Source organism: Phyllobacterium chamaecytisi (genome assembly GCF_020164455.1).
GTDB lineage: Bacteria > Pseudomonadota > Alphaproteobacteria > Rhizobiales > Rhizobiaceae > Phyllobacterium > Phyllobacterium chamaecytisi.
Map to the genome: position 1 here is coordinate 185,830 of NZ_JAIQWW010000003.1, position 25,055 is coordinate 210,884.

Sequence of the window (25,055 nt, forward strand, 5' to 3'; positions counted from 1 at the left end):
TTGTGCATGCGCCGTGCTCGTGGAGGAGCTTAGCAGCAATTGCATGACGGATCGCAATCCAGGTTGCCGTTCGTTGGATGGGAGGATTGATACTGTAATGATCGACACCATGTTTGCCGCGCTCTACGGCCTAGTGAGCTCGCCCCACATAATGGGTCTCATGCTGATAGCCGTCATTTTCGGATTGCTTGTCGGTGTCACGCCCGGTATCGGCGGGAAGCTTTCCATCGCGATGGCCATTCCATTCGTCTACGGCATGGACAAGGTTTCCGGAGCGGTGTTCCTGCTGACGATGCACGCCGTCAACGGCACCAGCGGCCAGATATCCAGCATCATGTTCGGCATACCCGGCGACGGTGACGACGCCGCGACGACTCTCGACGGATATCCGCTGGCCAAGCAGGGGCAGGCGGCGCGGGCACTCGGTGCCAGCATCACTGCATCCGGCGTCGGCGGCATCATCGGCGCGATCGTCTTCGCCATCATGATACCCATTCTCGAACCCGTCATCCTGATGTTCAGTCCGGCAGAGTTCTTCCTGATCGCGCTGCTTGGCATCAGCTTCATCGCGTTTCTTTCCAGCGGCAAGAAGATCGTCAAAGGTCTGATCGTCGGCTTTTACGGCTTGATGTTGTCTACGATTGGCATGGACCCGATCACGGGTACGCCGCGTTATGCCGGCGACATGCTGTTCCTGTGGGATGGTGTCAGTCTCGTCACCGCCGTACTCGCACTTTTTGCAGTGCCGGAGATGATTGCGCTCAGCACCAAGGGCGGAGCCATCTCGGCGGTGCCTATGGACAAGGGCTTCAACTATCAGCAATTGCTTTCGGGTGTCATGGAAGTGCCGCGCCATTGGTGGCTCGTCCTGCGGACTTCGGTGATCGGCGCTGTGATCGGCATGATACCGGGCCTTGGCGGTTCGACTGCTGCCTGGCTTTGCTATGGCCATGCGGTGCAAAGCTCGAAGACACCGGAGCGTTTCGGCAAAGGCGCTATCGAAGGTGTGATCGCGCCTGAGACCGCAAGTAACGGCAAGGAAGGCGGCTCGCTGCTGCCAACCCTCTTCTTCGGTATCCCCGGAAGTTCCGGAATGGCCGTGCTGCTTGGAGCGTTCCTCATTCTCGGCATTCAGCCGGGCGCGACGATGGTCACGCAACACCTCGACCTTGTCTGGACGTTGATATGGGCATTGGTCGTCGGCAATCTGATTGCGGTTGGCATCCTGCTCGTTGTTTGCCGCTGGGTCGCGGTGCTTACCTTCGTCAATGGCCGCTATCTGGTGCCGTTCATCCTGGTCTTCGTGTCGCTCGGCTGCTTCGTCAGCGATTATCAGTGGCAAAATCTCATCGTCCTCGTGCTGTTCAGCGCGATTGGTTACGGCTTCCTTCGGGCAGGGTGGCCACGCTCACCTTTCGTGATCGGTCTCGTTCTCGGAGGCAAAGCCGAAGCGTCACTCAATCAGGCGCTGCAGCTCTGGGGTTACAGCTTCTTCCTGCGTCCCATCTCGCTTGTCCTGATCGCCATGATCGTTGGACTGATGGTCTATGCGTTCTACCGCAATTTCAGGCCGCATCGTGCCAATTCGAGCGTTGGAGTGAACCTATGAAACAGCTCAGCTTCAGCACCTGGCTTACCTTCGTCATGCTCGCGATCTTCGGCACGATGGTGGCAATGGCCACTCAGTTCCCGCCGAACGCACGGTTCATGCCATTCGTAGTTGGCATACCGGGAATCGCGTTGTGCCTGCTGCAACTCGGCATGGATCTGTTACGCGCACCGGGCAACCAGCTGGCCGAAAGCTTCCAGTCGGCATCGAAGGCGGGCGTGCCGGCCAATCTTGTCCCCGAGGAAGAACCGGAATTCGGTCCGCACACGGTGTCGGGCGAACTGACGATGTGGGCCTACTTTATCGGTTTCATCGCGGCGGTTCTCGTCTTCGGCTTCTATATCAGCGTGCCGGTGATGTTGGTGTCGTTCCTCCGCCGGCAGGCGGAGGCGAGCTGGAAGTTCGCACTGTTCCTCGCGGTAGCGGCGACAGTGGTTCTCTATTCAATGTTCGGCGTGCTGCTACACGTGCAGCTGTTCCACGGCTTCCTGACGCCGATCGTTTTGCGAGCCTTGGGGTTCGAAGTGAGTTAACCGACTAATTATCTATCCAGAACAGCTAGCAGTCGCTGCCGCAACAAGGCAGTAAAAAGGGAGGGAATGGAATGATCAGACAATCAATTCGCACGGCAGCTTTTGGTGCCGCCATAGTCGCGGGGCTCGGGTCCGGGATAGCGCTGGCGGACGATGCTACCGACTTTTACAAGGGTAAAACCGTGACCTATATCGTCGCGACGGCCCCCGGCGGCGGTTACGATACGAACGGCCGTCTCATCACGCAGTTCATGCAGAAGCACTTGCCGGGATCAACGTTCGTCGTGCAGAACATGCCGGGAGCGGGCCACCTTATCGGCACGAACTATATCTATGCTTCCGACCCGGACGGCCTGACCTTCGGTACCTTCAACACCGGCCTTATCTACGGGCAGTTGACTGGCGACCCCGGCATCAAGTTCGATCTGACAAAAATGTCCTGGATCGGCAAGGTTTCCTCGGATCCGCGGGTCATCGTGGTTTCCAAGGACTCCGGTATCACGAGTTTCGATCAATTGAAAAACCTTAAGGAGCCGATCAAGTTTGCGGCGGCTGGTGTGGGCAGCGCATCGACGATCGAGACGACAATGCTGGTCAAGACGATCGGTCTGCCAATTCAGGTGATTACCGGCTACAACGGCAATGAAGATCAGCTGGCGATGCGCCGCGGTGAAGTGCAAGGCATTGTCGGCTCGCGCTCGACGTTCCAGCAATTTGTCGATGACGGGAACGGCAAGTTCATCGCGCAGATCGGTGGCTCTGAGACCGATGTTCCGCAGCTTGCCTCGATGGTTACGAACGAGGAAGGCAAGAAGGCTATTGAACTCGTAGCATCCCAGAGCAACATTTCGCGATTGACCGCCGGCCCTGCAGGCATTCCAGCCGATCGCCTGAAGGTGCTGCGTGATGCCTATGCCGCGGCAACGTCAGATCCCGAATTTATCGCCAAAGCCAAGACGCTCGGCCTACCGCTTGATCCGCTCATCGGCGATGCCGTGGGCGACTCCGTGAAAACGGCGATGGATCAGACACCGGAAATCGTGCAGTTCCTCAAGGACTCGCTGAAGCCGGAATAGCAGAACTTTCTGCCGACATGGGGCGACCGGACCACTCTGGTCGCCCTAAAATTTGATCAACGGGACAGGGATTGAAGATGGATAGCTCGGCGCCAACAGCATCAGTGACGCAGAATGACGGACTTGGGTGGCAATCCGATATTATCGCTGACCTGATCAAGCAATACGGGTTTCCCTTCATAACGCTCAATCCTGGCGCCAGTTATCGCGGGCTTCATGACTCGCTCGTCAACCACAATGGCGATGAGCCGCCAATGCTGCTCTGCCAGCACGAAAAGATCGCGGTGCAGATAGCGCATGGCTATGCCAAAGCATCCGGCCAGCCTTTGGCTGTCATAGTACACAATGTCGTTGGTCTCCTGCACGCCACCATGGGCATTTACTACGCTTATACGGATCGTGCCCCAGTCTTCGTTATCGGCGCCACCGGACCGATGGATGAGGGCAAGCGGCGGCCCCGGGTCGATTGGGCTCATACGGCGAACGTCCAGGGGACACAGATCCGTGACTATGTGAAATGGGATTATCAGCCGGGCGGCATGGGCGGTGTTGTGGACAGTTTTGCCCGCGCCTATTCGATCATGATGACCGAGCCGCAAGGCCCGATATATATGTGCTATGACGCCGCCTTGCAGGAGGGACCGCTTTCCGAGTCGATTGCGCTACCATCGCTGAAATCCACAAAAACACCGAGCCGGATCGCTCCCGATCCTGCCGCACTTGAAGAGGCTGCAGACCGCTTGATCGCAGCGGATTGGCCTGTGCTGGTGCCGCAATTCGTCGGTCGCGACAAGAACGGCTATTCGGACATGGTTGCCCTTGCGCAAACGCTAGGCGCCCCCGTCGCCGACACACAATGGCGGCTGAATTTTCCGACCGAGCATCCACTCGATATGCGGATGAACCGGGACGTATTCAAACAAGCCGACCTGATTACCCTGCTCGACTGCCGGGATTGGGAGCGGCCAACGCACGAAAACGATCGTATTAATCGTACGTTGAAGCCGCTTTTCCCCGAGCATTGCGAATGGCTGGATATCGGCTTTGCCGACATCGAGATTTCGAAATGGGCAACCGACTATCAGCGGTTTCCCGAATGTGCCCAGCGTATGCTCGCCGATACGGCGCTCGCCCTGCCTGCACTGACATCGATCATTGGCAAGCGTGCCAAGGATGATGCGAAACTTGCCCGGAAGATTACGGAACGCGGGCAGGCTGTTGCCGAAATGCATGACGCACAGCGTGCGAAATGGCGCGAACAGGCAAAGGTCGACTGGGATGCAAGCCCGATCACTTTGCCCCGGCTCGCCACCGAGGTGTGGGACAAGATCCAGCATGAGGATTGGGTTCTCACAACCAACGCATTCGAGGACTGGGCGTTGAAGCTCTGGGATTTCGACCGGCCCTACCGTTGGCCCGGCAAGGCGCTCGGAACAGGAACACAGATCGGCATGGCGACAGGCGTGGCGCTTGCGCATCGCGGCACCGGACGGCTCGTCGTCGATTGCCAGACCGATGGCGATCTATTGTTTGATGTCGGCGCTCTTTGGTTTGCGGCAAAACACAAAGTGCCGTTCCTTTGCGTCATGCACAATAACCGCGCCTATTACAACGATTGGGAGCACCAGATCACCGTGGCGCGCCAGCGCGGAACGCCCGTCGAACGCGCCTATATCGGCATGGACATCATGGATCCGGCCCCGGACTTTTCCACGATAGCCCGCGGATTTGGCTGGTACGCCGAAGGTCCGATCGAAGATGCCAAGGATATCGCCAGTGCGCTTGACAGGGCGATAGTGCAGGTCAAGAGCGGCGTTCCCGCGCTTATCGACATCATCACTCAACATGCCGGGTGAAGCGATGGAATATCGACTTATGTGGAGGCAGACATGAAGGTTGGAGTCGTGGGAGTTGGAGAGATGGGGCTGGCGATGGCCGGCCACATACTCGACCATGACATCGAAGTTGCTGTCTTCGACGTCAACCAGGAAAAGCTCGGAAAGGCTCGCGAGCGCGGCCTCGCAACGAAGCAAAGCCTCGCCCAACTGGCCGATGTGGCGGATGTGTTCATTCTTGTTGTGGCAACGGATCAACAGGTGGTCGACGTTTCGCAGGAGCTGGGCGAAAAAGCCGCCGACGGAGCTATCATCGTCGTTGCCGCCACCATAAGCCCCGAGACGATGCTCCAGCTCGGACCGCAGATAGAAGCCAGGGGCAAGCGGCTCGTTGACGCGCCTGTCGTCTACGGAGCTTCAGGCGCCCGCGAGGGTACCCTGCTTTCGCTGTGCGGTGGTTCTGAAGAAGATATCGAGCGCATCCGGCCAGTATTGATGAGCTACAGCCGCGACCTCATTCACGTTGGGCCACGCGGAGCCGGCCAGATTGCCAAATCCTGCAATAATCTTCTGCATTGGGTGCATTGTGTCGCCAACTTCGAGACGTTGCTGATCGCCAAGCGTTACGGGATCGATGCACAGCGAATGCGCGAAGTCCTCCTGCAATGCCCAGGAACCAACGGCACACTCAGCCGGTGGGACAGCACGCGCTTCACCTGGCAGGAAAAGGATATGGACGTGACGCTGGACCTTGCCCAGAAGGGCGGCCTGATGCTGCCGCTTTCCGGACAAGTCGATCAGATCATCAAGACGTTGCGCGCCGATGACGTCAAAGCTCTGCTGTATGGGCCGGAGGCAAGCTATCTCGGCAGGGTGGTTCGGCCGTTGTCCTCGTCTGAAGGCGGGGTTGGCTAACGAAAAGATGGTTTTTCCGAAATGGCGATACCCAGGGCCAGAAACGGATACTTCCCAATCAGGAATAGAAACGTAAATCGAGAGTGAGTTCTATGGCGACCAGTGCTGAAAAAGCGACGACCCTTGGCTCCGAACCCGTTGCGGTTCAGGATCCGAACAATTCGAAATTTCTCGTTGATCCTTACAAGGATTGGTCGACGGGTGAGGGAATCCCTATCCATTTTGATTTCGGCCATGATCTGCTCGAACTTGAGACAGGACCTTGGGATCGCTACGATGCACGCGGTTGTTTTGCGCACACTGTAGGTATGGGCGACTTCATGGCCAACCATGTCATCGAGGTTCTGCCCGGTCGCAAGACCAGTCCCGTCAAGCACCTCTATGAAGCATTCTTCTTCGTGCTTGCTGGATACGGTTCGACGACGGTCTGGCTGCCCAACGGCGAAGTCCGGACCTTCGAATGGGGACCAAAGGCGCTGTTTGCCATACCGCTGAACTGCACTTACCAGATACACAACGGATCGGGGCGCGAACCCGTACGGCTGTCCTGCACCAATGATGCTCCGCTGAGCATCAACCTTTATCACAATCTGGATTTCATCTTCAAAAACGACTTTGCCTTTCCCGAAAGAACCGGGCAATCGAAACACTTCGAAGGCGAGGGGGTGCTTTATTCCTACGGCACCGAGTCAGCCCGCAAGATCCAGAACGTCTGGGAAACCAACTTCGTCCACGACCTCACCAGCTTCAAGCTTTACGAGTTCGAAGGACGAGGCAAGGGATCGCTCAACGTCAACTTTGTGCTTGCCGATGGCACCATGCACGCGCACGTGTCGCAGATGCCCGTGGGCCGCTACAAGAAGGCGCACCGCCACGCGGCGGGTACGCATGTTCATGCGGTCGACGGCACGGGCTACTCGCTGCTCTGGTACGAGGGCGAGTCGGAGTTCAAGGAATTCCCGTGGAAGCACGGGTTCATGTATACGCCGCCGTTCTGGATGTATCATCAGCACTTCAACACGGGGCCTGAACCAGCGCGCTATGTCGCGTGCAGCTTGGGGAGCCGACGCTACCCCTTCATATCACTCCGGCGTAAAAGTGCGGAGGGCAAGGGCGCAACGTCTGTGAAGGACGGTGGCCGCCAGATCGAGTACGAGGATCAGGATCCGCGCGTACATCGCAAATTCCTGGAGGCGCTCAAGGAGACGGGCGTGCCTTCTGCCATGGGCGACACCTTCGACGAAGCCGCAGTATTGGCGCTGCCCAAGGAATCGCTGACAGGTGTCATCCAGACGCCCGTTCTGGCGGGACCGGCTATCTAGTTCTTCGTCGAGGAAGTCGCGCTGACCGGCGCGACTTCCATGGCAATTCGTATAGCAGGAGAAATGTGTGCACGATTTTGATCTGGACCATGAGCACGAGGATTTGTCGGAATCCGATCAGCTGGCGATTTCGCGGTCGATCTGGGAACAGGAAAACCTCGAGCTTCTCACTGTTGGTATCGATATCGGCAGCTCCACTTCGCACCTGCTGTTTGCCCGTATCGTTCTGCAGCGGGAGAAAGATGATCTGTCGAGCCGGTTTGTGGTTGTCGAACGCACTGTTCTGTGGCGCTCGCCCATTCTCCTCACGCCCTTCCTGCCGGACGGTACGATCGACGCCCATGAGCTTCGCCATTTCTTCCACCATTGCTATCACGATGCCGGCTACAAGCGGGCCGATGTCGATTCAGGCGCGGTCATTCTCACAGGCGAGGCCATAAAACGAACGAACGCCCGCGCGATCGACGAAATATTCGCGAATGAATCAGGCAAATTCGTTTGCGCAACCGCTGGCCACAAACTTGAATCCATCCTGGCTGCACACGGCTCCGGGGCGACAGCCCTTTCGAGAAAACGCGATGCTTGCGGGCTTCACGTTGATATCGGAGGCGGCACGACCAAACTTGCGCTTATCGACAAGGGGGAAATCCTCAGTGTTGCCGCTTTTGCGGTCGGCGGACGTTTGCTGGCGAGGGATCAGCATGGAAAATGGTCTCGCATCGACGAGTCGGCAAGGATCGTCGCGCAATCGCTCGGTATCGAAATTTCCGGTGACGAATTGCCCGACGAAGCGTCCCGCCAAGCCATCACAAAGCGGCTCGCTGCGCTCGCGGTCGATCAGATTTTGGGACGTCCGCTTGATGATCTCGGCGAGAAATTGCTGCTGACCGACGCCTTGGAGAGAGCTGTCGCGCCGACGTACATCACGTTCTCGGGCGGGGTTTCCGAATATATCTTTGGCTATGAAACCGAGGATCACGGAGACATCGCCCGAGCTCTGGCACAGGAGATCGTGGCGCAGCTAGGTCCGCGCATCGACGTACCGGTTATCGATGCAGGACAACGCATCAGGGCAACGGTCATTGGAGCATCGCAGTTTACCGTTCAGGTCAGCGGCAAGACGCTCTATATGAGCGGCATCAAGGCATTGCCTGCTCATAATATTCCCGTCGTTCACCTCGGGACCAGTTTGCCCGAAGTCATCGATGCCGATGAGATTGCACGGATTTTCAAGGCAAGTGCAGAACGTCAGGACCGGGATCTGTCACTACCGTTGGCTCTGGCATTCTCGTGGAGCGGATTGCCGGACTATCCGCGGCTTCTGGCAATGGCCACAGCCATCAAGTCGGTAGCGGCGCCGGCAGGACAGCGCCAGGAACTGCTGGTGCTGGTGATCGACGGCGATGTCGGGCAAACGATCGGCCGCATTCTCGAGAAAGAACTCGACCTTGGATCAAATCTGGTGTCCATCGACGGCGTGCAGCTCAAGGATCTGGATTTCGTTGATCTCGGCGAATTCATCGACCCGCCAGGTGTGATTCCGGTCGTCATCAAGTCGCTGCTCTTCTCATGACCTGCTGCGGTTGACAGGTAATGGCAAAAGCCCAGGAACCGAGCCAGTCTGCTGGTGCCGCCCGGTCAAGTTTCGATGGGCTGGACCTCAATGACATCGTTATATTCACACGTGTCGTCCAGTATGGCAGCTTTACCGAAGCGGCAAAGATCTTCACAAAGTCGCCGTCCTATATGAGCAAACATGTCACTCAGCTCGAAAACTCTCTGGCCCTGACATTGCTGCACCGCTCGACGCACAAGGTGTTTCTCACCGATGCCGGCAGTGTGCTGTTCGAACATTGCGTCCGGATACTCGCGGAACTCGATGCGGCCAAGGCGGATGCCAGCGGGCTCAGCAGTGAATTGATCGGAAATCTCAGGATACACACCACACCGGGGGTAGGGCAGGGGTTGGTCGTCCCGGCCATCATCGATTTCAATACGGAATACCCGGCCGTGAAAGTGGAACTTACCGTCAGCGTGAATTCGGTGAGCCTCATGGAGCGAGGGGTGGACGTCGTCGTCGGCAGTCGTCATTTTGAAGATGATGAGTCTTTTCACAGCGGCCTCTTCGAACGCAAACTCGGCCCGGCCCCCTATGCCATTTGTGCGGCGCCGGGTTATTTTGCTCGCCATGGAATGCCGAATCGCCCACACGACCTTCAAAACCACAATTGCCTTGTCCATATGACGCAGAAACGAGATCCCAAGATCTGGCAAATCAGATCCGATGGCGAGGATGTTGCCGTTCCCGTCGATGGAACGTTTCATTCCAACCTTGAGGGCGCGATATTGCTCTCAGCGGTTGAAGGGGCCGGCATCGTGCGCCTGCCGCTTTATAGCGTTGCTGCTGAAATCCAGACGGGGCAACTCGTTCCGATTTTTGACGGAGACGTCATTTCTGATCGTGTGATCAAGGCATTCTATCCGAAGAGCCGGTTCGTACCAAAGAAGGTGCGCGCATTTCTGGCCATCCTGGAAACCAGGTTGAAGACGCGTATGCAGGACTATGAGAAATCGAGCGTCGCGAGTTAGGCCTATATCAGGCGGGCAATTCCCCAGACTGTGATGCGTTTCACCCACAACTAAAGCGAGACTACTCAACGATGCCGTTCCATTTAGATCAAGCCACCATTACCGCTTATTTCGAAGTGATTATGATCAACGTGCTTCTGTCAGGAGACAATGTGATCGTCATCGCCATGGCGGCGGCAGGTCTCGCCAACGATCTGCGTGGCAAGGCCATTGCCGCTGGCATTGCGGCGGCTGCGGTCATCCGGATCGTTTTCGCGGTAACGGCGGTCAAGCTCCTTGCAATCACCGGCATCACGTTCGCCGGCGGCCTTTTGCTTCTGTGGATCTGCTGGACGATGTTGCAGGAGCTGCGCGCGTCCGGGGCGGACGATGAGGGTCACCTTGCAGCAACTGATGGCGGTGCGCTTGCCATCAAACCCAAGATGTTCCGCCAGGCCATCTTTCAGATCATTCTTGCCGATGTGTCCATGTCCCTCGACAATGTGCTGGCTGTCGCCGGGGCGGCCAAGGAAAATATGCACGCACTGATATTCGGGTTGATCCTGTCCGTTCTGCTGATGGGGCTGGCATCGTCGTTCGTTGCGAAGCTCCTCAACAGGTACAAGTGGATTGGCTGGATAGGCTTGGCGATCATCGTCTACGTCGCCCTCGACATGGTCTGGCAAGGTGGCAATGAGCTCGCGACACTCTACGGAATTCACATCGCCTGATCGAACCAATCGAAGCTTGCCAGCTAATTTCCATGGGGCAGATAGCTAAAATTTGTTCTTGTCACCGCTAGGTCTCGATGTGACGTTCCCGGCGGAGGACATGGAGGAGAGATTAATGAACAAGTTGCTCGCAGCACTCATCACCTGCGCTGGCATGGTGACTGCCCCTGTGGCGATGGCTGCGGATTTTCCGGCCAAGAACATCCAATTCGTCATACCCGTCAGCCCGGGCGGCGGCTTCGATACCTATGTGCGGGCGGTCGCACCAATCATTGAGCGTCACCTGCCGCAATCCGTCAATATCGTCCCGACAAACATTCCGGCCGCGGGCGGGGCGCGGGGCGCCGCGCAGGTCTATCGCGCAAAACCCGATGGCTACACGATCGGCATCTTCAACATACCGGGCATGCTGGTTCCACAGATCAGAGGCGACAGCGATCTCCAGTACGATCTGAAAAAGATGACTTGGCTCGGCAGTTTCGGACAGGATGGTTACGGCGTCGGCGTGCCTACAGCGTCGCCTTATAAAACGGTTGCGGATTTGAAGGCACTTGATCGTCCGGTCAAATTCACCGCGTCGGGACCCTCATCAACCGCCTATTCGGCGACGATGATCGCCACCGACATGCTTGGTATCAAGCGCGAAATCATCTCGGGCTACAAGGGCAGCAATGATTATGTGCTCGCGGTCATTCGCGGCGACGGAGACGCGGTGATCGGTCCTCTTCCGGTCATGGAGAAATTCGTCGAATCCGGAGAATTGCGGATCATCGGAACCTTCGAGGAAAAATCGTCTGTACCGGGCGCTCAAAACGCGGTCGAAATGGGCCAGCCCGATCTTTCCAAACTGTCGGTCGGGCGTCTTGTGGCCGGTCCTCCAGATCTTCCGCCAGAGGTGGCCAAGACCCTTTCCGAGAGTCTTATGGCGGCAATGCAGGACCCGGCTATGGCGACATGGTCGAAGGAGAGCGGCATTGCGGTCGAACCTGGCGATGCAGCATCCGCCAAGGGAATTCTCGAAGGCCAATTCAACTTCTACGAGCGCTACAGCAAGTATCTCGGCCCTGCAAACTAGGCTGTAATCTATTCGAGGAATATCCATGCTTGATGTCGCGCTAACCGCTGCTGGCAACGTATTTACATTACAGTCGCTGCTTTTCCTGACCATCGGAATGTTGATTGGGCTTGTCGTCGGTGTCGTTCCCGGTATGGGCGGCACCACTGCGCTTGCCGTATTCGGACCGATGACGGTCGGTCTTGATCCGTATTCAGCACTCTCGCTCGCCGGCGGGCTCATGGGCGCCGTATCCTTCGGTGGGTCGGTCACGTCGATCCTTATCAACCTGCCGGGTGGCGCTCCAAATGCAGCAACCTGTCTCGATGGCTATCCGCTCGCACAACAAGGCAAGGCAGGACTGGCGCTTGGTGCTTCCGCCAGCGCCTCGTCGGTGGGCGGGGTCATCGGCGTGTTCACGTTGTTGCTGGTTATTCCCATATCCAAGAAGATCGTGCTTGCCTTTGGTCCATCGGAATTCTTCCTGCTGGCAACCCTTGGCCTTGTGACGATCGCAGCCTGCGCACCAGGGCGCATGCTTCGCGCCATGATCGTCGGCGGCATCGGGCTGCTATTCGCGTTTATCGGCTTCGACAATGTCAATGGCGGGACGAGGTTCACATTTGGCATAGAGCATTTGTGGGAAGGCATCCCGCTCGCACCGGCGATGATCGGCCTGTTCGCTTTTCCGGAAATGATCGAGCTTTCTGCCAAGGGCGGCTCGATCGCCAAGGACAAGGGGCAGGTCGGCCTGACGGGAACACTCGATGGCGTCTGGGCTTCGTTCAAATATTGGAAGACCCTTCTGCGCGGTTCGCTGATCGGAACGCTGGTGGGGGCCATACCCGGCGTCGGCGGCACCGTTGCTGCGTTCCTCGCTTATTTCAGTACGGTTCAGGCATCCAAAAATCCGGAAAGCTTCGGCAAGGGCAACATCGAAGGCGTGATCGCACCGGAGGCCGCCAATAACGCCAAGGATGGCGGCAACCTCATCCCGACGCTCGCATTCGGCATTCCCGGTACAGCCGAAATGGCGGTGCTGCTCGGTGTTCTCGTGCTGCACGGGATGGAACCCGGACCAACGATGATCCTGCACCATGAGGCGGAGATCTACGGTCTTATTCTCACCCTTACGCTGTCGTCGATTCTCGCATCGGTGATCGGATTGATGATGGTCCGGCCTCTCGCGATGATTACGCGGCTCGATGCGCATATCCTGGTTCCGTCGGTCATTGCGATCTCGTTCGTCGGTGCCTACGCCAACAACTCGCTGCCCGGCGACATCGTGCTTGCCTTTGTCTTCGGCGTGATCGGTTATCTGCTGATCCGTTTCGATTATCCGCGGTTGCCGCTGGTCATCGCATTGGTGCTCGGCGAGCTTGCTGAACGCAGTTTCGCGCAGGCGATGATGATCTCGGGTGGTAGCTGGTCGATCTTCGTGACACGGCCGATTTCCGCGCTGCTGTTTGCCCTGATCGTCATGGCTTTGACCTATCCAATGATACGCACGCTCTTGCAGCGGCGCCATTCAGTCGAGGAAGTATCATGAGCGCTCCACGAAAGAGCTTTTCGGCGCTTGCCGAGAATTTTGGCCCGCCGCTGGTGTTTCTTGCGGTTACGCTGATATTCATTGTCGCGGCCTATGGCTATCCTCCGACTTCGCGTGAGGTCCCGCTTCTCATCGGTTATGTCCTGATCGTCTTGATTGCGCTGGATATACTTTCGCGGACCTCGACCTCGACCGGAGAATTGGTCCGGCGCTATCTCAACCCGGCAAGCGGGTTGCCGGGCGTTCCGAAGTCGGCAGGCGATGAAGGCGAAGAACATCCTTCAGGGCAAAAGGAACTATTGGCCGTCGGTTGGGTCGCCGCATTTACAGCCGCCGTCATGATAGTCGGCATTCTCCCTGCAGTGCCGGCCTATGTCGCATCCTACATGATCGTCGAGGGCCGCAAGAGCGTCAAGTTCAGTATCCTGATCGCAGCTTCGATCGCACTGTTTCTTTGGCTCAGCTTCGAGATGATCCTTTCCATCCCCCTCTACCGCGGCATGCTCTTCGAATGATGCGCATGAAATCTATGCTCAGGAGCTACAAATGACCATTAATCAGCCACCCCCGTCTGGAAGCGTTGAGCAGAAATTGCGCGAGGAGGTCGCCGCATGCACGCTTATCCTCAACAGTCTCGACATCCTAGGCTATAGTGGCCATGTCAGCGCCCGCATGCCGGATGGTAAGCATCTGTTGATCCAGTCGTTCGATCAAAGCCGTGCTTCGCTGCGGCCCGACGACCTATTGATCTGTGATCTCGATGGTGTCGTAGTGGCCGGTCCGGAAGGTATTCGCGCCCCGGCTGAAGTTTACCTCCACACTGAGATACTTCGCGCCCGGCCGGACGTTCAGGCCGTTGCGCATTTCCACGATGATCTCGCAACGATGTTCACGATTGTTAAGAACCGGCCGCTTTTGCCTGTCAAAAACCATGCAATCCGCTGGGCGAGCGGTGTTCCCGTTCACCCGGATCCAAGTCACGTGAGCGATGCCACTCTTGGCAGGGCGCTCGCGAAGACGCTGGGGCAAAAGCAGGCGCTGCAGATCAGGGCCCATGGTCAGGTGATTGTCGCCGAATCGGTCAAGCATCTCTTGATCGATTCGATCCACTTCGTTGAGAACGCCAAGGCATTGTACGACGCCCACATGCTGGGAGAGGTTGAGCCGCTTACGGCGGGCGAACTGGAAGACTTTGGACGTACGTTCAATCGCGACAGACATGTCCACAAGCTTTGGAAATATTACGCGGGAAGAGCGATCGATTCAGGTATTGTTCCCGCTGACTGGTCTTACGCAGCACCCTGATCGTAGTGATCAGTCCTAACTGACGATGTTGAAACCGTCAGCCGGCTGGTCGCCATCGACGGCTTCGCTGGTGACGCTCGAAACCGAAGCTGCTTGCGGTCCTTCTTTGAAGCGTTGCAGCATCGTGGATACAGCTTGTTCCGGCCCGGCGATGCGGGCGGTGACCGAGCCGTCACTGCCATTGCGCACCCAGCCGCTCAGGCCGAGCTTTTTTGCCTCCGACTGCGTCCAGTAGCGAAAACCTACGCCCTGCACCCTTCCGCGGATGTGAACCATCAATGCTTTGGGTTCGGTCGTCATCGCCGCCTCCATCAACTGCCCGCGCTATTGTCTTTAACGCATCATGGTCAGAGCGGTTGCAAAGAAGTCCTTGCCTCCAAAGTTTCCCGATTTGAGAGCCATGAGCATATCTCCCTGCGCACTCCCCACTGTGCGCAGGACTGGCACGCCCGGTGCAATTTCGGGCCCGATCAGGAATGCCGGAATGGCAAGCCGATCCACCACTGCGCCTGAGGTTTCGCCGCCTGCGACCACCAGACGCCGTACGCCCCTTGCCACGAGTTCGGCTGCGATAGTCGACGTTGCGGTCTCGATCGCATGGCCCGATGCCTCACGTCCGTATCGCGACTGGAGCCAGGAAACCCTTTCGGGTGACGCACTTGCCGCGATAGCGACGGGACCAGCTGAAATGCGCTCGCCAGCCCAGCTAAGAGCCGCGGCTATTTCGTCTGAACCTGCAATCAGCTTTTCGCTGTCGAGCTTCAGAACGGGCATGGACCGCTCGGCAACTTCCAGCTGCTCGAGCGTCGCCCGGGAGCAGCTGCCGGCAACAATGGCGGCCAGTCCACCGACGGGACGCATGGCACCATCTGTCGTTCCCGTCTGCAATGGCACCTGACCGGATTTTACAAGAGCGCGGGCAAGTCCAAGCCCCAGACCGGATGCTCCGGTTGAGATCCCCATTTCGACCGCGACATCACCGAGTGTTTCGAGATCGCGTTCAACGATTGCGTCGGCGATTGCTGTGGTGAAGCCCTGCATGCGTAAGCTGTCGAGACGCGCCTTCACAGCCGCCGGCCCGCCTGCGACCGTCGTCAGATCGACGAGGCCCACGGTCCCCTGCGACTGCCTTGCCATGACGCGTACCAGATTGGCATCGTGCATCGGATTGAGAGGATGGTCTTTCAGGGGGCTTTCGTTCAGCGGTTGTCCGTTAACGAAGAGATGGCCGAAATAGACCGTGCGCCCCGTCTCCGGAAAGGCCGACGTTACAAGAACTATGCCCTCTCCTGCAGTATCGCTAAGTGCTTCAGTGACCGGACCGATATTGCCGGCATCGGTGGAGTCGAATGTCGAGCAGATCTTGTAAAGGACGTGCTTTGCGCCTCTCCTTTGCAGCCATTGATAGGCCGCTGATGCAGATGACACGGCGTCCGCAGCGGCCACCGAGCGGATCTTCAGCGCGACCACGACTGCATCGACGTCGGGCAGGTCCAACGCGGCGGCCGGTATGCCCACGGTCTGGATCGTACGCAGGCCATTTTTCGTAAGCGTATTGGCGAGATCGGACGCCCCTGTGTAATCATCGGCTATTGATCCAAGCAAGATGGCCATCGTCTACCTCCGTCTAAAGGCTTCGAACCAGTTCAAGCCATCCAGGGTTTTGGCTCTCGGGATGTATTCGCACCCGATGAACCCGCTATAGCCAAGCCGGTCGATCTCACCGAACAGATAGGGATAGTTCAGCTCTTCACCATCTGGCTCGTGGCGCGAGGGGACGCTGGCAATCTGGATATGTCCGACGATCGGCATGAGGCGGCGCAAGGCCATGGTCACATCGCCGTGCATGATCTGACGATGATAGATATCGAACTGCAGTTTCAGGTTCGGCAGGCCGAGTTCTGTAATGAGCTCTTCGGCTGTGCTGAAATCATTGAGGTAATATCCTGGCATGTTTCGCCCGTTGATCGGCTCGAGCAACAGGTCGATGCCAGCTTCGGCAAACCGGCCGGCTGTGTAGGTGACCGAGCTCCGGTAACAGGATGCAGCCGTCTCGTCACGGGAATCCGCAATGCCGGCCATCAGGTGCAGCCGCTTTACGCCGGTCGCCGATGCGTATTCGAGCGCCCGTTTCACATCCGACTTCAAGGCATCGAACCGTCCGGGCAGCGCGGCTATCCCGCGCTCACCCGCGGCCCAGTCACCCGGAGGGAGGTTGAACAGTGCTTGCTGAAGATTGTTGCGGACGAGCCTCTCGGAGATCGCTTCTGGCGGAAACTCATAGGGAAAGAGATATTCGACTGCGGTAAAACCGGCATCGGCAGCAGCGGCGAAGCGATCGAGGAACGGCCACTCGTTAAACATCATCGACAGGTTGGCGGCAAATACCGGCATCAACGCTTTCCTTCTCAACCCTTGGGTTTCGCATCCGGCAGCCTTGCACCGGACAGGCTGGCATATATCCGTGCAAGAGACGCGTCATCATCGTGACCCATGCCGGCACCGGAGGCAGCCAGATACATCTGCAAAGCCGCAGCTACGAGCGGCACCGGATAACGCTCTGCCCGTGCCATATCCTGGACGATGCCAAGATCCTTGACGAAAATCTCGACCGTGCTGAGGGGTGTATAGTCTCCCGCCAGCACGTGCGGTACCCGGTTTTCGAACATCCAGGAGTTGCCGGCGGAAGCGGTAATTACCTCATATACCTTGTCGAGATCGAGCCCCTGTTTGGCAGCGAAGGTTATTGCCTCGCAGGCGGCGGCGATGTGGACGCCGGCTAGCAGCTGGTTGACCATCTTGAAGGCCGCACCGGCTCCGGCTGCATCGCCGAGTTCGTAGACCTTGCCTGCCATGGCATCAAGAGCCGTACGGGCAAGCTCGAAGGCCTGTCTGGAGCCTGACGCCATGATCGTCAGTTCGCCGCTCGCCGCCTTTGCCGCGCCTCCGGATATCGGGGCGTCCAGATAATGAAGGCCGAGAGCCTCGACTCGTTGCGCAAGATCCCGTGCGACAGCAGGATCCATCGTTGCGGACGAGATGAACACAGCGCCGGGTTTCATTGTAGCGGCGATGCCGTCTGGCCCGAACAGTATGGCCTCGGTTTGCGCACCGTTTACGACCACGGACACAACGATATCGGCACCTGTGGCGGCGCCGGCGGCTGTGGTCGCGCCACGCCCGCCATCCGCTATGAACCGATCGACGGCCGCGGGTGCAATGTCACAGCCGATCACGTGAATACCGGCACGGTGCATGGATTTGGCCATCCCCATCCCCATTGAACCAAGTCCGATTACCGCCGCCACAACGGCATTTTGGCGGACCGCATTGGGCTCTGACATAAACATATCCTCCGGTCTGGGGTTATCCGAGTGGCGCACCACGGGATCCAACGAACGCTCCTGAAGTGATAAACCACGGATGGCAGCGCTGCCAACCATAAAATGGTAGCGCTGCCAAAAAAACTTTACTAGGGAAGTAGTTGAGGCAAATGCTGTCTGTCGACCGCGCGTTGGAAAGAATAGAAGAGGGATGGGTACCTCCAGAAATCAGACGGCAGTAACGCTTGCGCAGGTCGCGGAGGCGGCCGGCGTTGGAGAAAGCACGGTTTCGCGCGTCTTAAGAAACCATGGCTCTTATTCCGGCAAGACAAGGGATCGTGTCATGACAGCCGTTGAGCGGCTCGGTTATGTGCCGAACCGCATCGCCGGTACGCTGGCCTCGACCGGGTCTCGCCTCGTCGCCTTTGTCATACCGTCACTGTCCAATATCGTTTTTGCCGATGTTTTGAGAGGCGCGGGCGCAACGCTTGAGGAACATCAATTTCAGGCGGTTTTTGCTGTCACTGATTATGATCCCGCAAGGGAGGAGGCGCTGGTTGCTTCTATGCTCGCCTGGCGGCCTGCGGCCGTGATGCTGGCAGGCTACGAACATACCGAGCGCACGTTCAAAATGCTGCGCGCCGCCAATTGCCGGGTGGTGGAAATGCTCGATGTGGATGGCACCGCGCTGGATCTTGCCGTTGGCTTCTCGAACCGCGCCGCCGGCCGTGCGAGCGCCGAGTTCCTGTTGAAGCGCGGTTATCGCCGGATAGGCTATGTCGGCCATGATCTCGACCGCGATACCCGTGCCGGCAAACGCTATTCGAGCTTCTGCGAGACATTGAGTGCGAATGGCGTGCCGCTTGCAGATCGGGAAATTTATCGGGAGGCTTCGTCAGTCGAAAGAGGGCGTTTGGGTCTCGATCTTCTGCTGGCCAGAACCCCTGACCTCGACGCCGTCTACTTTTCCAATGATGATATGGCGCTCGGTGGCTATTTCCACTGTTTGGCGCTAGGAATTGTGATCCCGTCCCAACTGGCGATTTTTGGCTATAATGGCCTTGATCTCGGCCAGGTTATGCCGCAAGCCCTGTCGACGATACGCACGCCGCGCGTCGCCACCGGGCAGTTGGCGGCAAAGCTCATCGCGGACAACGCACCATCACAGGTTATCGATCTCGGTTTTGAGTTGATCGAAGGTGCAACTGCCTGACACCGGAGGATTCGAATGTCTGATGCACGCCTGCGTGAGGAAATCTGCCGATACGGGCGTTCGCTGTTCGAGCGGGGGCTGACACCCGGTTCGTCGGGCAATATATCGTTGCGGCTTGATGATGGCGGCTGGCTGGTGACACCGACGAATGCCTCGCTCGGCTTTCTGGACCCGGCCCGGCTTTCTCGTCTCGATGCTGCAGGAGCCTTGGTTTCAGGCGATAAGCCGACCAAGGAAATTCCGCTGCACAGCGCCCTTTACGAGACTCGCGGAAGTGCGCGCGCGGTCGTCCATCTTCACTCGACGCACGCCGTTGCCCTGACAATGCTGCCGGAGATCGATCCACGCGCCGCACTGCCGCCAATGACACCCTATTATCTCATGCGCGCCGGCCAGACCGCCCTCGTGCCCTATTACCGGCCCGGCGATCCTGCAGTTGCCGACGCGATCCGTGGGCTTGCGGGCAAATTTTCCTCCGTGCTTCTGGCCAATCATGGCCCCGTTGTGGCTGGCGACAGTCTGGAAGCCGCCGTTTTTGCCACCGAAGAGCTGGAAGAGACAGCGAAGCTTTATCTCCTCCTGCGCAACCTCAATCCACGTTACCTCAGTCCTGCCCAGGTCGCCGATCTGGTCACGACTTTCGGCCTTGATCTCCCCGTTCATGACGAGCACGATCACAAGTGAGTGCGACATCCGGCTGGAACTTCGGGTAAGCCGCCGCGTTCCTGTCACGATCATCGTAGAAATTTGTGCAAGGGGCAGGCATGACGAAACACCAGGACAACTTGAAACAGGATAATCCTGTGCCAGTTGCGCACGGCGCCCCTTCATTGCCGTCGGTAACGGTCGACGGCTACAATTTGAAGCTGCGCGACAAGGACGGTTTCATTGGCGACAAGGCCAGTAAATCGGCATTCCAGCAGAAACTAGACGATTGGCGCAAACGTATCCGAAACGGCGGCGATGATCCGCTTGGGAATACGCCGACAAAGGATCTGTCGAAGAAGCAGATCGATGCGTTGGTGCAGGGTAAGGACAAGGAAGCGGCCGCCCTCATTCTCGGCGCTGTCGACGATTTCGCCGGTGAGCTCGCCCAGGTGCTTGCCCGTTTCCTCAAGGAAAAGAGCTGGAAGGGCACTGAACGCGTCGTCGTCGGCGGGGGCATGAGAGAAAGCGCTTTCGGGGAACTGGCCATTGCCCGGGCGATGGTGCTCTTGAAATCAGATGGCTTGAAAATCGAGCTTTTGCCGATCGCGCATCATCCGGATGAAGCCGGACTTATCGGTGCAGTACAACTCATGCCCGCCTGGATGCTTGAGGGTCACGATTCGCTGATCGCCGTTGACATCGGCGGCACTAACATTCGCGCTGGTGTTGTCGAAACACGCCGCAAGGACAAAGCCGATCTATCGAAAGCCAGAGTTTGGAAATCGGAACTTTGGCGCCACGCCGATGATGAGCCCAACCGCACCACAACCGTAGAGCACATCGTAAGCGTGCTGGAACGCCTCGTCGCCAAAGCGCAAAAGGCGGGTCTTATGCCGGCGCCGGTCATTGGAATTGCTTGTCCAGGTACGATCCTGCCGGACGGTTCCATCGCGAATGGCGGGCAAAATCTTCCCGGCGGGAATTGGGAGAGCAAGAATTTCAATCTTCCGGCGGCTCTCGTTGAAGCCATTCCGAAAATCGGCGACCATCCCACCTTTGTCATCATGCACAATGATGCGGTGGTGCAGGGGCTCTCACAGGTTCCGTTCATGCGAGACGTTGAGCGTTGGGGCGTCGTGACCATAGGCACAGGCCTCGGAAATGCCCGTTTTACCAACAAGGAGTGACCAGATGAGCACAGTGGGATGCGAATTGTGGAACAGCAAATCCGACCAGCACAATGCCTTCAAAATGTCCCAATGGCGCTGAACTGTGCGGGCTGTCTGCTACTGCGCCCTCACACATCCATTGACCTATACAGCTTGCTGAATTTGTCGGCTGAACGACCGATTGCGGTGCACCGGTCATACTAAAAAGGAGAAAATCATGAAAAAGACTCTTGCGATGGCACTTACGGCAGCGTCGCTGACTCTTGCCGGCACGATGGCTGCCAATGCGGCAGACACCATCCGGACCTATCAGGAACCGGATCTGCACAGTGGTGTGAAGATCGGGTACCTCGATTGCACTATTGGCGGCGGCATTGGTTATGTGCTTGGCTCGGCCAAGGAGATTGAGTGCGATTTCCGCTCGAGCCTCAGCGGCGAACGTTCGGACCACTACAGCGGCGCAATCAAGAAGCTCGGCGTTGACGTTGGCTTCACCACACGCAGCCGGCTTATCTGGGCCGTGTTCGCACCGACAGCCGGCTACCATCATGGCTCGCTCGGCGGCATCTATCGCGGCGCTACGGCGGAAGCGACAGTTGGCGCTGGTATCGGCACCAATGTGCTGTTTGGCGGCACGGCAGGCTCGATCCATCTTCAGGCCATCAGTGTGACGGGTCAGATCGGTCTTAATCTTGCTGCCACCGGCACGTCGATGACACTCGCCTCGGCGAACTGACGGCATTGTTTTTATAGCTCCCTTTCGCCCCGGCGGAAGGGAGCAAGTCTCTAGGCGCGCGGAACGCCGATAGGTGAAGGCGTCATGTTCACGATTTTGATAATCCGGGGGGATTCTGGTGAAAACAGTCGTCCAACTTTCGTTGCTGGCTGCCTGTTGCGCCTTGTTACCCGAAATTGCACATGCCGAGTGGCAAGCAGTCGAAAAAGTAGAGAGCTACGCGGTTTCAGGAAAATCCGGCGCTGAGCTTTACGCATCGATCGGGGAGAGGGGGCCAAGAGCCGGTGACAACGGGAGCGCCATCGCGCATACGAATTTCCGCCTGACATGGTCGAGGAAATACGAGAACCAGGGCAATGCCTGCACGCTCGTCTCCGCAAAGCCCAAACTTGTAATCACCTACACTATACCGAAGCCGGCGGGAAAGCTGCCGGACGCTGTCGCCAGCAACTGGGAGACCTTTATCGCCGGGATCCGCCGTCATGAAGCCGTGCACGGCGATATGATCCGCGACATGGTAAAATCAATCGAGACTGCAACGGTCGGCTTGTCCGTGCCCGATGATCCCAAATGTACCAAGATCAGAGCGGAGATGACGAAGCGCCTTTCCGAACTGTCTCAAACCCAGCGGCAGCGCAGCCGTGATTTTGATCGAACTGAACTCAGGGAAGGCGGAAATATCCACCAGCTCATCCTCGCATTGGTGAACGGGACGTAGACAGATGCTTGTGTACCGTCACGCGGCACCGGACGTGTATTTTTTGAAGGATGAAAGCTGATGAACCTGAAACTTCTGGCTCCGATCATTGCGACTGCATTCGTTTCTATCACAGCAGCAAGCTCTGTTGGCGCAGCGGAGAATCAACGGGATGACGTCGAAGTCTGGGTAAATGACGCCGTGCAGCCGGTCATGAGCCAGTACGCTATTCCAGGCATGGCTGTCGGGGTCGTTCTTGATGAGAAATCTTATATTTTCAACTATGGGAGAATGGCGAAGGAAGGCAGCAAGCCGATAACGGACAAAACGCTGTTCGAGGTCGGTTCAATCAGCAAGACGTTCACCGCCACGCTGGCTACCTACGCACAAGCCAACGGAGATCTCGCCTTGACCGAGCCGGCAGGCAAGTACGTTCCAGCCCTGCAAGGCAGCCCCTTTGGCGATGTGGAAATTCTGCATCTGGCGACGCACACGCCGGGAGGCTTTCCGCTGCAAGTACCGGACAACGTCACGAACGAACGGCGGATGCTGAAATATTTCAAGGAATGGCAGCCGGCTTACCTGCCCGGCACCCACCGGACCTATGCCAATCCCAGTATTGGCATGCTCGGCTACATAACGGCGCACAGCATGAAGGGGGATTTCCCTACACTGGTCGAACAGAAGCTGTTTCGACCGATGGGCATGGCCAACAGCTATATCAACGTCCCGAGCGACAGGATGGCGGACTATGCGCAAGGGTACACGAAAGCGGGCAAGCCCGTGCGCATGAGCAATGCAGTCCTGTCATCGGAGGCTTACGGTGTGCGAACGACGGCCGCTGATCTGGTTCAGTTCCTCAAGGCAAATATGAACCTCGTGTCTCTGGATGAGAAGCTGGCGCGCGCAGTAAGGGATACGCATGCCGGTTATTTCAGGGTCGGCGAGATGACCCAGGACCTCGTATGGGAACAATATAGCTATCCGGCCGCGCTTCCCGCATTGCTCGAAGGCAATTCCCAGAGAACGTCAAGGCCGGCGCTTCCCGTTGAGCGGATAAATCCTCCGATGTCACCGCGTCAGGACGTCCTCATCAACAAGACAGGATCGACGAACGGATTCGGCGCCTATGTCGCTTTCGTACCGGAGAAGCGGATGGGCCTCGTGATCCTGGCCAACAGGTTCTACCCCAACGAAGACCGGGTGAAGATCGTTCACCAGCTTTTCGCCCGCTTCGACAGTGACGGTGCGGGTCATGAGCCAGCTCCCGTCGAATAAGACGTCCTCTCTGCGCATCATTTTGGGGCGGCTAATGCGGTCCACAGCGGTGCAATCGAACCAAACAGCAACGCCCCAGGGCCGTTCCCGGAGGCGTTGTCCAGATGGGGAGGAAGCCGGTGTATCTAGTTTAGATGGTCCCACCGATAATACGGTTCGCCGAATAACTGACCATTCACCTTCTCGATTTTCCCCATCAATGGCCGATACTCTCCCATCGGGATCACACCATCCCTGTTGACGGCGATTGCGTCTTTACGGATCGAAGACAGTTCGGCCTTGAGACCATGGGCCTCGGCGGGTGTCATCAACCTTTGGCTGCGTTCTTGAGAAATCCGCGTGTCCGCATTGTTAACGTCGGTAAGAATGGAATTGAGCTGGCCACTTGGTATATACCGGGTAGGGCCGGGCGCCGCGAAGGCCATTGTAAGGGGAGCGGAGGTGAGAAGTGCGGCAAGAGCCGCTTTCAGAATAGTTGAGCGCATTTTGCGTCTCCGGTTTTCATGGAGCGACAGGTCGCTCCATCGTCAGCCGCCCGTCTCGATCCGTCGGGTCGCGATGTGATCATCGCCGGCGGTTCCCGGGTAGCTGGCCAAGGGTAGATCTTGCAGGGGCCGGAAAAAACTAGCCATAGGTATTGACGGAGGCAAACTTGAGTATGACAGCGTTGCATAGCCGATACTATCCGTCTTGGTAGAGTTGTATGCCTGCTGCATTTTCGGCATAGGAATGCTTTGATACATGCGAATCTCACCCTGCCGATTCTCACACAAGAAATCCCGAATCCGGGATGAAAATATCAACCCCAAGAGGAAATTTAGTTGCGCAAGGTTGATATTCTACTCCATCAGTGTGGCCTAATGTAGCATTGCACAATATTCGTGCATGCGCAAAAATAAGGCATGAATGCAGCCCTGTCGATCATGATTTTCGACGAGAACCGTATCCGCGCCGCTATTATCGAAGAGGGCTTGCGGGAGGCGGGGCATACGCACGTGGTGGTGCTGCACGATATTGTCGGACTGGCGCGGCAGATAGAAATTATCGGTCCGGATGTCATTGTTATCGATATCGAAACGCCCAACCGCGATATGCTTGAGCATTTGTTTCAGCTAACGCGCTCTGTACGCAAACCTATTGCGATGTTTGTGGATCGCTCGGATAGTTTATCTATTGAAGCGGCTGTTGAAGCTGGTGTTTCGGCCTATGTGGTCGATGGTTTGAGGAAAGAACGTGTGAAGCCCATCCTTGATATGGCCGTCAGCCGTTTCAAGGCGTTCAGCCGGTTGCAGCAGGAACTGGCCGACGCCAAGAGTGCCCTTGAGGAGCGCAAGATCATCGACCGGGCCAAAGGAATCCTGATGAAATCGCGCAAATTATCCGAAGATGAGGCCTATGCGCTTTTGCGTCAGACAGCCATGAACGAAAAGAAGAAACTTGCCGATATTGCCCAAAGCGTCGTCATGGCGGCGGCAATTCTGGGAAGTTAGGAAG

25 protein-coding genes are annotated in these 25,055 nt (G+C 57.5%); 20 read left to right on the forward strand and 5 right to left on the reverse strand.

The window, feature by feature from the left end; genetic code table 11:
* The first annotated feature begins 97 nt into the window (after window positions 1-97).
* The 13 genes from LB462_RS06485 (at window position 98) to LB462_RS06545 (ending at window position 14,497) form a co-directional block, all read left to right on the forward strand.
* The gene (locus LB462_RS06485; RefSeq protein ID WP_224506501.1) at window positions 98-1,609 is read left to right on the forward strand and encodes a tripartite tricarboxylate transporter permease; all 1,512 of its coding nucleotides are present in this window, start codon (window positions 98-100) and stop codon (window positions 1,607-1,609) included.
* Window positions 1,606-2,142 (forward strand): tripartite tricarboxylate transporter TctB family protein, encoded by a 537-nt coding sequence (locus tag LB462_RS06490; protein WP_224506502.1) that lies wholly within the window; start codon window positions 1,606-1,608, stop codon window positions 2,140-2,142. The genes LB462_RS06485 and LB462_RS06490 overlap by 4 nt, the downstream gene beginning before the upstream one ends.
* 71 nt (window positions 2,143-2,213) lie before the next feature.
* On the forward strand, window positions 2,214-3,218 hold the full coding sequence (locus LB462_RS06495; protein ID WP_224506503.1) for a Bug family tripartite tricarboxylate transporter substrate binding protein: 1,005 nt from the start codon (window positions 2,214-2,216) through the stop codon (window positions 3,216-3,218).
* Window positions 3,219-3,295: 77 nt separating this feature from the next.
* Window positions 3,296-5,074, forward strand: coding sequence for a thiamine pyrophosphate-binding protein (locus LB462_RS06500; protein WP_224506504.1), 1,779 nt, complete (start codon window positions 3,296-3,298; stop codon window positions 5,072-5,074).
* Between the two features lie 33 nt (window positions 5,075-5,107).
* Window positions 5,108-5,968 (forward strand): NAD(P)-dependent oxidoreductase, encoded by an 861-nt coding sequence (locus tag LB462_RS06505; protein ID WP_224506505.1) that lies wholly within the window; start codon window positions 5,108-5,110, stop codon window positions 5,966-5,968.
* 92 nt (window positions 5,969-6,060) lie between these two features.
* Window positions 6,061-7,290 carry a cupin domain-containing protein gene (locus LB462_RS06510; RefSeq protein WP_224506506.1) on the forward strand — a complete coding sequence of 410 codons (1,230 nt, stop codon included), beginning with the start codon at window positions 6,061-6,063 and terminating at the stop codon, window positions 7,288-7,290.
* A gap of 67 nt (window positions 7,291-7,357) precedes the next feature.
* Complete coding sequence (locus tag LB462_RS06515; RefSeq protein ID WP_224506507.1) at window positions 7,358-8,863, forward strand: ethanolamine ammonia-lyase reactivating factor EutA; 1,506 nt, start codon at window positions 7,358-7,360, stop codon at window positions 8,861-8,863.
* Between the two features lie 20 nt (window positions 8,864-8,883).
* Window positions 8,884-9,879, forward strand: coding sequence for a LysR family transcriptional regulator (locus LB462_RS06520; RefSeq protein ID WP_224506508.1), 996 nt, complete (start codon window positions 8,884-8,886; stop codon window positions 9,877-9,879).
* A 71-nt stretch (window positions 9,880-9,950) separates the two neighbouring features.
* Window positions 9,951-10,589, forward strand: a complete 639-nt coding sequence (locus LB462_RS06525) for a YjbE family putative metal transport protein (protein WP_224506509.1) — start codon at window positions 9,951-9,953, stop codon at window positions 10,587-10,589.
* A 115-nt stretch (window positions 10,590-10,704) separates the two neighbouring features.
* Window positions 10,705-11,664, forward strand: coding sequence for a Bug family tripartite tricarboxylate transporter substrate binding protein (locus tag LB462_RS06530; RefSeq protein ID WP_224506510.1), 960 nt, complete (start codon window positions 10,705-10,707; stop codon window positions 11,662-11,664).
* Between the two features lie 25 nt (window positions 11,665-11,689).
* A complete protein-coding gene (locus LB462_RS06535) occupies window positions 11,690-13,192 on the forward strand; it encodes a tripartite tricarboxylate transporter permease (RefSeq protein WP_224506511.1) in 1,503 nt (500 codons plus the stop codon).
* On the forward strand, window positions 13,189-13,707 hold the full coding sequence (locus tag LB462_RS06540; RefSeq protein WP_224506512.1) for a tripartite tricarboxylate transporter TctB family protein: 519 nt from the start codon (window positions 13,189-13,191) through the stop codon (window positions 13,705-13,707). The genes LB462_RS06535 and LB462_RS06540 overlap by 4 nt, the downstream gene beginning before the upstream one ends.
* 31 nt (window positions 13,708-13,738) lie before the next feature.
* On the forward strand, window positions 13,739-14,497 hold the full coding sequence (locus tag LB462_RS06545; protein ID WP_224506513.1) for a class II aldolase/adducin family protein: 759 nt from the start codon (window positions 13,739-13,741) through the stop codon (window positions 14,495-14,497).
* Between the two features lie 15 nt (window positions 14,498-14,512).
* On the opposite strand, the gene LB462_RS06550 is transcribed toward LB462_RS06545, so the two are convergent.
* The 4 genes from LB462_RS06550 to ltnD are packed head-to-tail and all read right to left on the reverse strand — an operon-like array spanning window position 14,513 to window position 17,841.
* Window positions 14,513-14,797 carry an acylphosphatase gene (locus LB462_RS06550; RefSeq protein WP_112531470.1) on the reverse strand — a complete coding sequence of 95 codons (285 nt, stop codon included), beginning with the start codon at window positions 14,795-14,797 and terminating at the stop codon, window positions 14,513-14,515.
* A 33-nt stretch (window positions 14,798-14,830) separates the two neighbouring features.
* On the reverse strand, window positions 14,831-16,111 hold the full coding sequence (gene otnK, locus LB462_RS06555) for a 3-oxo-tetronate kinase (RefSeq protein WP_224506514.1): 1,281 nt from the start codon (window positions 16,109-16,111) through the stop codon (window positions 14,831-14,833).
* Window positions 16,112-16,114: 3 nt separating this feature from the next.
* Window positions 16,115-16,891, reverse strand: a complete 777-nt coding sequence (gene otnI, locus LB462_RS06560; protein WP_224506515.1) for a 2-oxo-tetronate isomerase — start codon at window positions 16,889-16,891, stop codon at window positions 16,115-16,117.
* 14 nt (window positions 16,892-16,905) lie between these two features.
* The gene (gene ltnD / locus LB462_RS06565; protein ID WP_224506516.1) at window positions 16,906-17,841 is read right to left on the reverse strand and encodes an L-threonate dehydrogenase; all 936 of its coding nucleotides are present in this window, start codon (window positions 17,839-17,841) and stop codon (window positions 16,906-16,908) included.
* A 190-nt stretch (window positions 17,842-18,031) separates the two neighbouring features.
* Here ltnD and LB462_RS06570 point away from each other — a divergent pair, with 190 nt between their 5' ends.
* The 6 genes from LB462_RS06570 (at window position 18,032) to ampC (ending at window position 23,561) form a co-directional block, all read left to right on the forward strand.
* Window positions 18,032-19,033, forward strand: coding sequence for a LacI family DNA-binding transcriptional regulator (locus LB462_RS06570; protein WP_224506517.1), 1,002 nt, complete (start codon window positions 18,032-18,034; stop codon window positions 19,031-19,033).
* 15 nt (window positions 19,034-19,048) lie between these two features.
* Complete coding sequence (gene otnC / locus LB462_RS06575; protein WP_224506518.1) at window positions 19,049-19,717, forward strand: 3-oxo-tetronate 4-phosphate decarboxylase; 669 nt, start codon at window positions 19,049-19,051, stop codon at window positions 19,715-19,717.
* An 80-nt stretch (window positions 19,718-19,797) separates the two neighbouring features.
* Window positions 19,798-20,868, forward strand: coding sequence for an ROK family protein (locus LB462_RS06580; protein WP_224506519.1), 1,071 nt, complete (start codon window positions 19,798-19,800; stop codon window positions 20,866-20,868).
* 199 nt (window positions 20,869-21,067) lie between these two features.
* Entirely contained in the window at window positions 21,068-21,586 is a 519-nt protein-coding gene (locus LB462_RS06585; RefSeq protein ID WP_224506520.1) for a DUF992 domain-containing protein, read from the forward strand.
* Between the two features lie 118 nt (window positions 21,587-21,704).
* Window positions 21,705-22,304, forward strand: a complete 600-nt coding sequence (locus LB462_RS06590) for a DUF922 domain-containing Zn-dependent protease (protein ID WP_183663001.1) — start codon at window positions 21,705-21,707, stop codon at window positions 22,302-22,304.
* A 60-nt stretch (window positions 22,305-22,364) separates the two neighbouring features.
* Window positions 22,365-23,561, forward strand: coding sequence for a class C beta-lactamase (gene ampC / locus LB462_RS06595; protein ID WP_224506521.1), 1,197 nt, complete (start codon window positions 22,365-22,367; stop codon window positions 23,559-23,561).
* 125 nt (window positions 23,562-23,686) lie between these two features.
* Here the strand turns inward: ampC and LB462_RS06600 are convergent, their stop codons facing one another.
* On the reverse strand, window positions 23,687-24,046 hold the full coding sequence (locus tag LB462_RS06600; protein WP_224506522.1) for a hypothetical protein: 360 nt from the start codon (window positions 24,044-24,046) through the stop codon (window positions 23,687-23,689).
* Window positions 24,047-24,463: 417 nt separating this feature from the next.
* Here LB462_RS06600 and LB462_RS06605 point away from each other — a divergent pair, with 417 nt between their 5' ends.
* Entirely contained in the window at window positions 24,464-25,051 is a 588-nt protein-coding gene (locus tag LB462_RS06605) for an ANTAR domain-containing response regulator (protein ID WP_112531481.1), read from the forward strand.
* The last annotated feature ends 4 nt before the right edge of the window (window positions 25,052-25,055 follow it).

Excerpts from the sequence above, each read along its gene's own strand:
- LB462_RS06585 (WP_224506520.1), top strand. The coding sequence starts at position 21,068 with ATGAAAAAGACTCTTGCGATGGCACTTACGGCAGCGTCGCTGACTCTT.
- LB462_RS06510 (WP_224506506.1), top strand. The coding sequence starts at position 6,061 with ATGGCGACCAGTGCTGAAAAAGCGACGACCCTTGGCTCCGAACCCGTT.
- otnC (WP_224506518.1), top strand. The coding sequence starts at position 19,049 with ATGTCTGATGCACGCCTGCGTGAGGAAATCTGCCGATACGGGCGTTCG.
- LB462_RS06495 (WP_224506503.1), top strand. The coding sequence starts at position 2,214 with ATGATCAGACAATCAATTCGCACGGCAGCTTTTGGTGCCGCCATAGTC.
- ampC (WP_224506521.1), top strand. The coding sequence starts at position 22,365 with ATGAACCTGAAACTTCTGGCTCCGATCATTGCGACTGCATTCGTTTCT.
- otnK (WP_224506514.1), bottom strand. The coding sequence starts at position 16,111 with ATGGCCATCTTGCTTGGATCAATAGCCGATGATTACACAGGGGCGTCC.
- LB462_RS06545 (WP_224506513.1), top strand. The coding sequence starts at position 13,739 with ATGACCATTAATCAGCCACCCCCGTCTGGAAGCGTTGAGCAGAAATTG.
- LB462_RS06485 (WP_224506501.1), top strand. The coding sequence starts at position 98 with ATGATCGACACCATGTTTGCCGCGCTCTACGGCCTAGTGAGCTCGCCC.
- LB462_RS06570 (WP_224506517.1), top strand. The coding sequence starts at position 18,032 with ATGGGTACCTCCAGAAATCAGACGGCAGTAACGCTTGCGCAGGTCGCG.
- LB462_RS06490 (WP_224506502.1), top strand. The coding sequence starts at position 1,606 with ATGAAACAGCTCAGCTTCAGCACCTGGCTTACCTTCGTCATGCTCGCG.
- LB462_RS06500 (WP_224506504.1), top strand. The coding sequence starts at position 3,296 with ATGGATAGCTCGGCGCCAACAGCATCAGTGACGCAGAATGACGGACTT.
- LB462_RS06605 (WP_112531481.1), top strand. The coding sequence starts at position 24,464 with ATGAATGCAGCCCTGTCGATCATGATTTTCGACGAGAACCGTATCCGC.
- LB462_RS06520 (WP_224506508.1), top strand. The coding sequence starts at position 8,884 with ATGGCAAAAGCCCAGGAACCGAGCCAGTCTGCTGGTGCCGCCCGGTCA.
- LB462_RS06525 (WP_224506509.1), top strand. The coding sequence starts at position 9,951 with ATGCCGTTCCATTTAGATCAAGCCACCATTACCGCTTATTTCGAAGTG.
- LB462_RS06580 (WP_224506519.1), top strand. The coding sequence starts at position 19,798 with ATGACGAAACACCAGGACAACTTGAAACAGGATAATCCTGTGCCAGTT.
- LB462_RS06505 (WP_224506505.1), top strand. The coding sequence starts at position 5,108 with ATGAAGGTTGGAGTCGTGGGAGTTGGAGAGATGGGGCTGGCGATGGCC.
- LB462_RS06540 (WP_224506512.1), top strand. The coding sequence starts at position 13,189 with ATGAGCGCTCCACGAAAGAGCTTTTCGGCGCTTGCCGAGAATTTTGGC.
- ltnD (WP_224506516.1), bottom strand. The coding sequence starts at position 17,841 with ATGTCAGAGCCCAATGCGGTCCGCCAAAATGCCGTTGTGGCGGCGGTA.
- LB462_RS06535 (WP_224506511.1), top strand. The coding sequence starts at position 11,690 with ATGCTTGATGTCGCGCTAACCGCTGCTGGCAACGTATTTACATTACAG.
- otnI (WP_224506515.1), bottom strand. The coding sequence starts at position 16,891 with ATGCCGGTATTTGCCGCCAACCTGTCGATGATGTTTAACGAGTGGCCG.
- LB462_RS06600 (WP_224506522.1), bottom strand. The coding sequence starts at position 24,046 with ATGCGCTCAACTATTCTGAAAGCGGCTCTTGCCGCACTTCTCACCTCC.
- LB462_RS06550 (WP_112531470.1), bottom strand. The coding sequence starts at position 14,797 with ATGACGACCGAACCCAAAGCATTGATGGTTCACATCCGCGGAAGGGTG.
- LB462_RS06530 (WP_224506510.1), top strand. The coding sequence starts at position 10,705 with ATGAACAAGTTGCTCGCAGCACTCATCACCTGCGCTGGCATGGTGACT.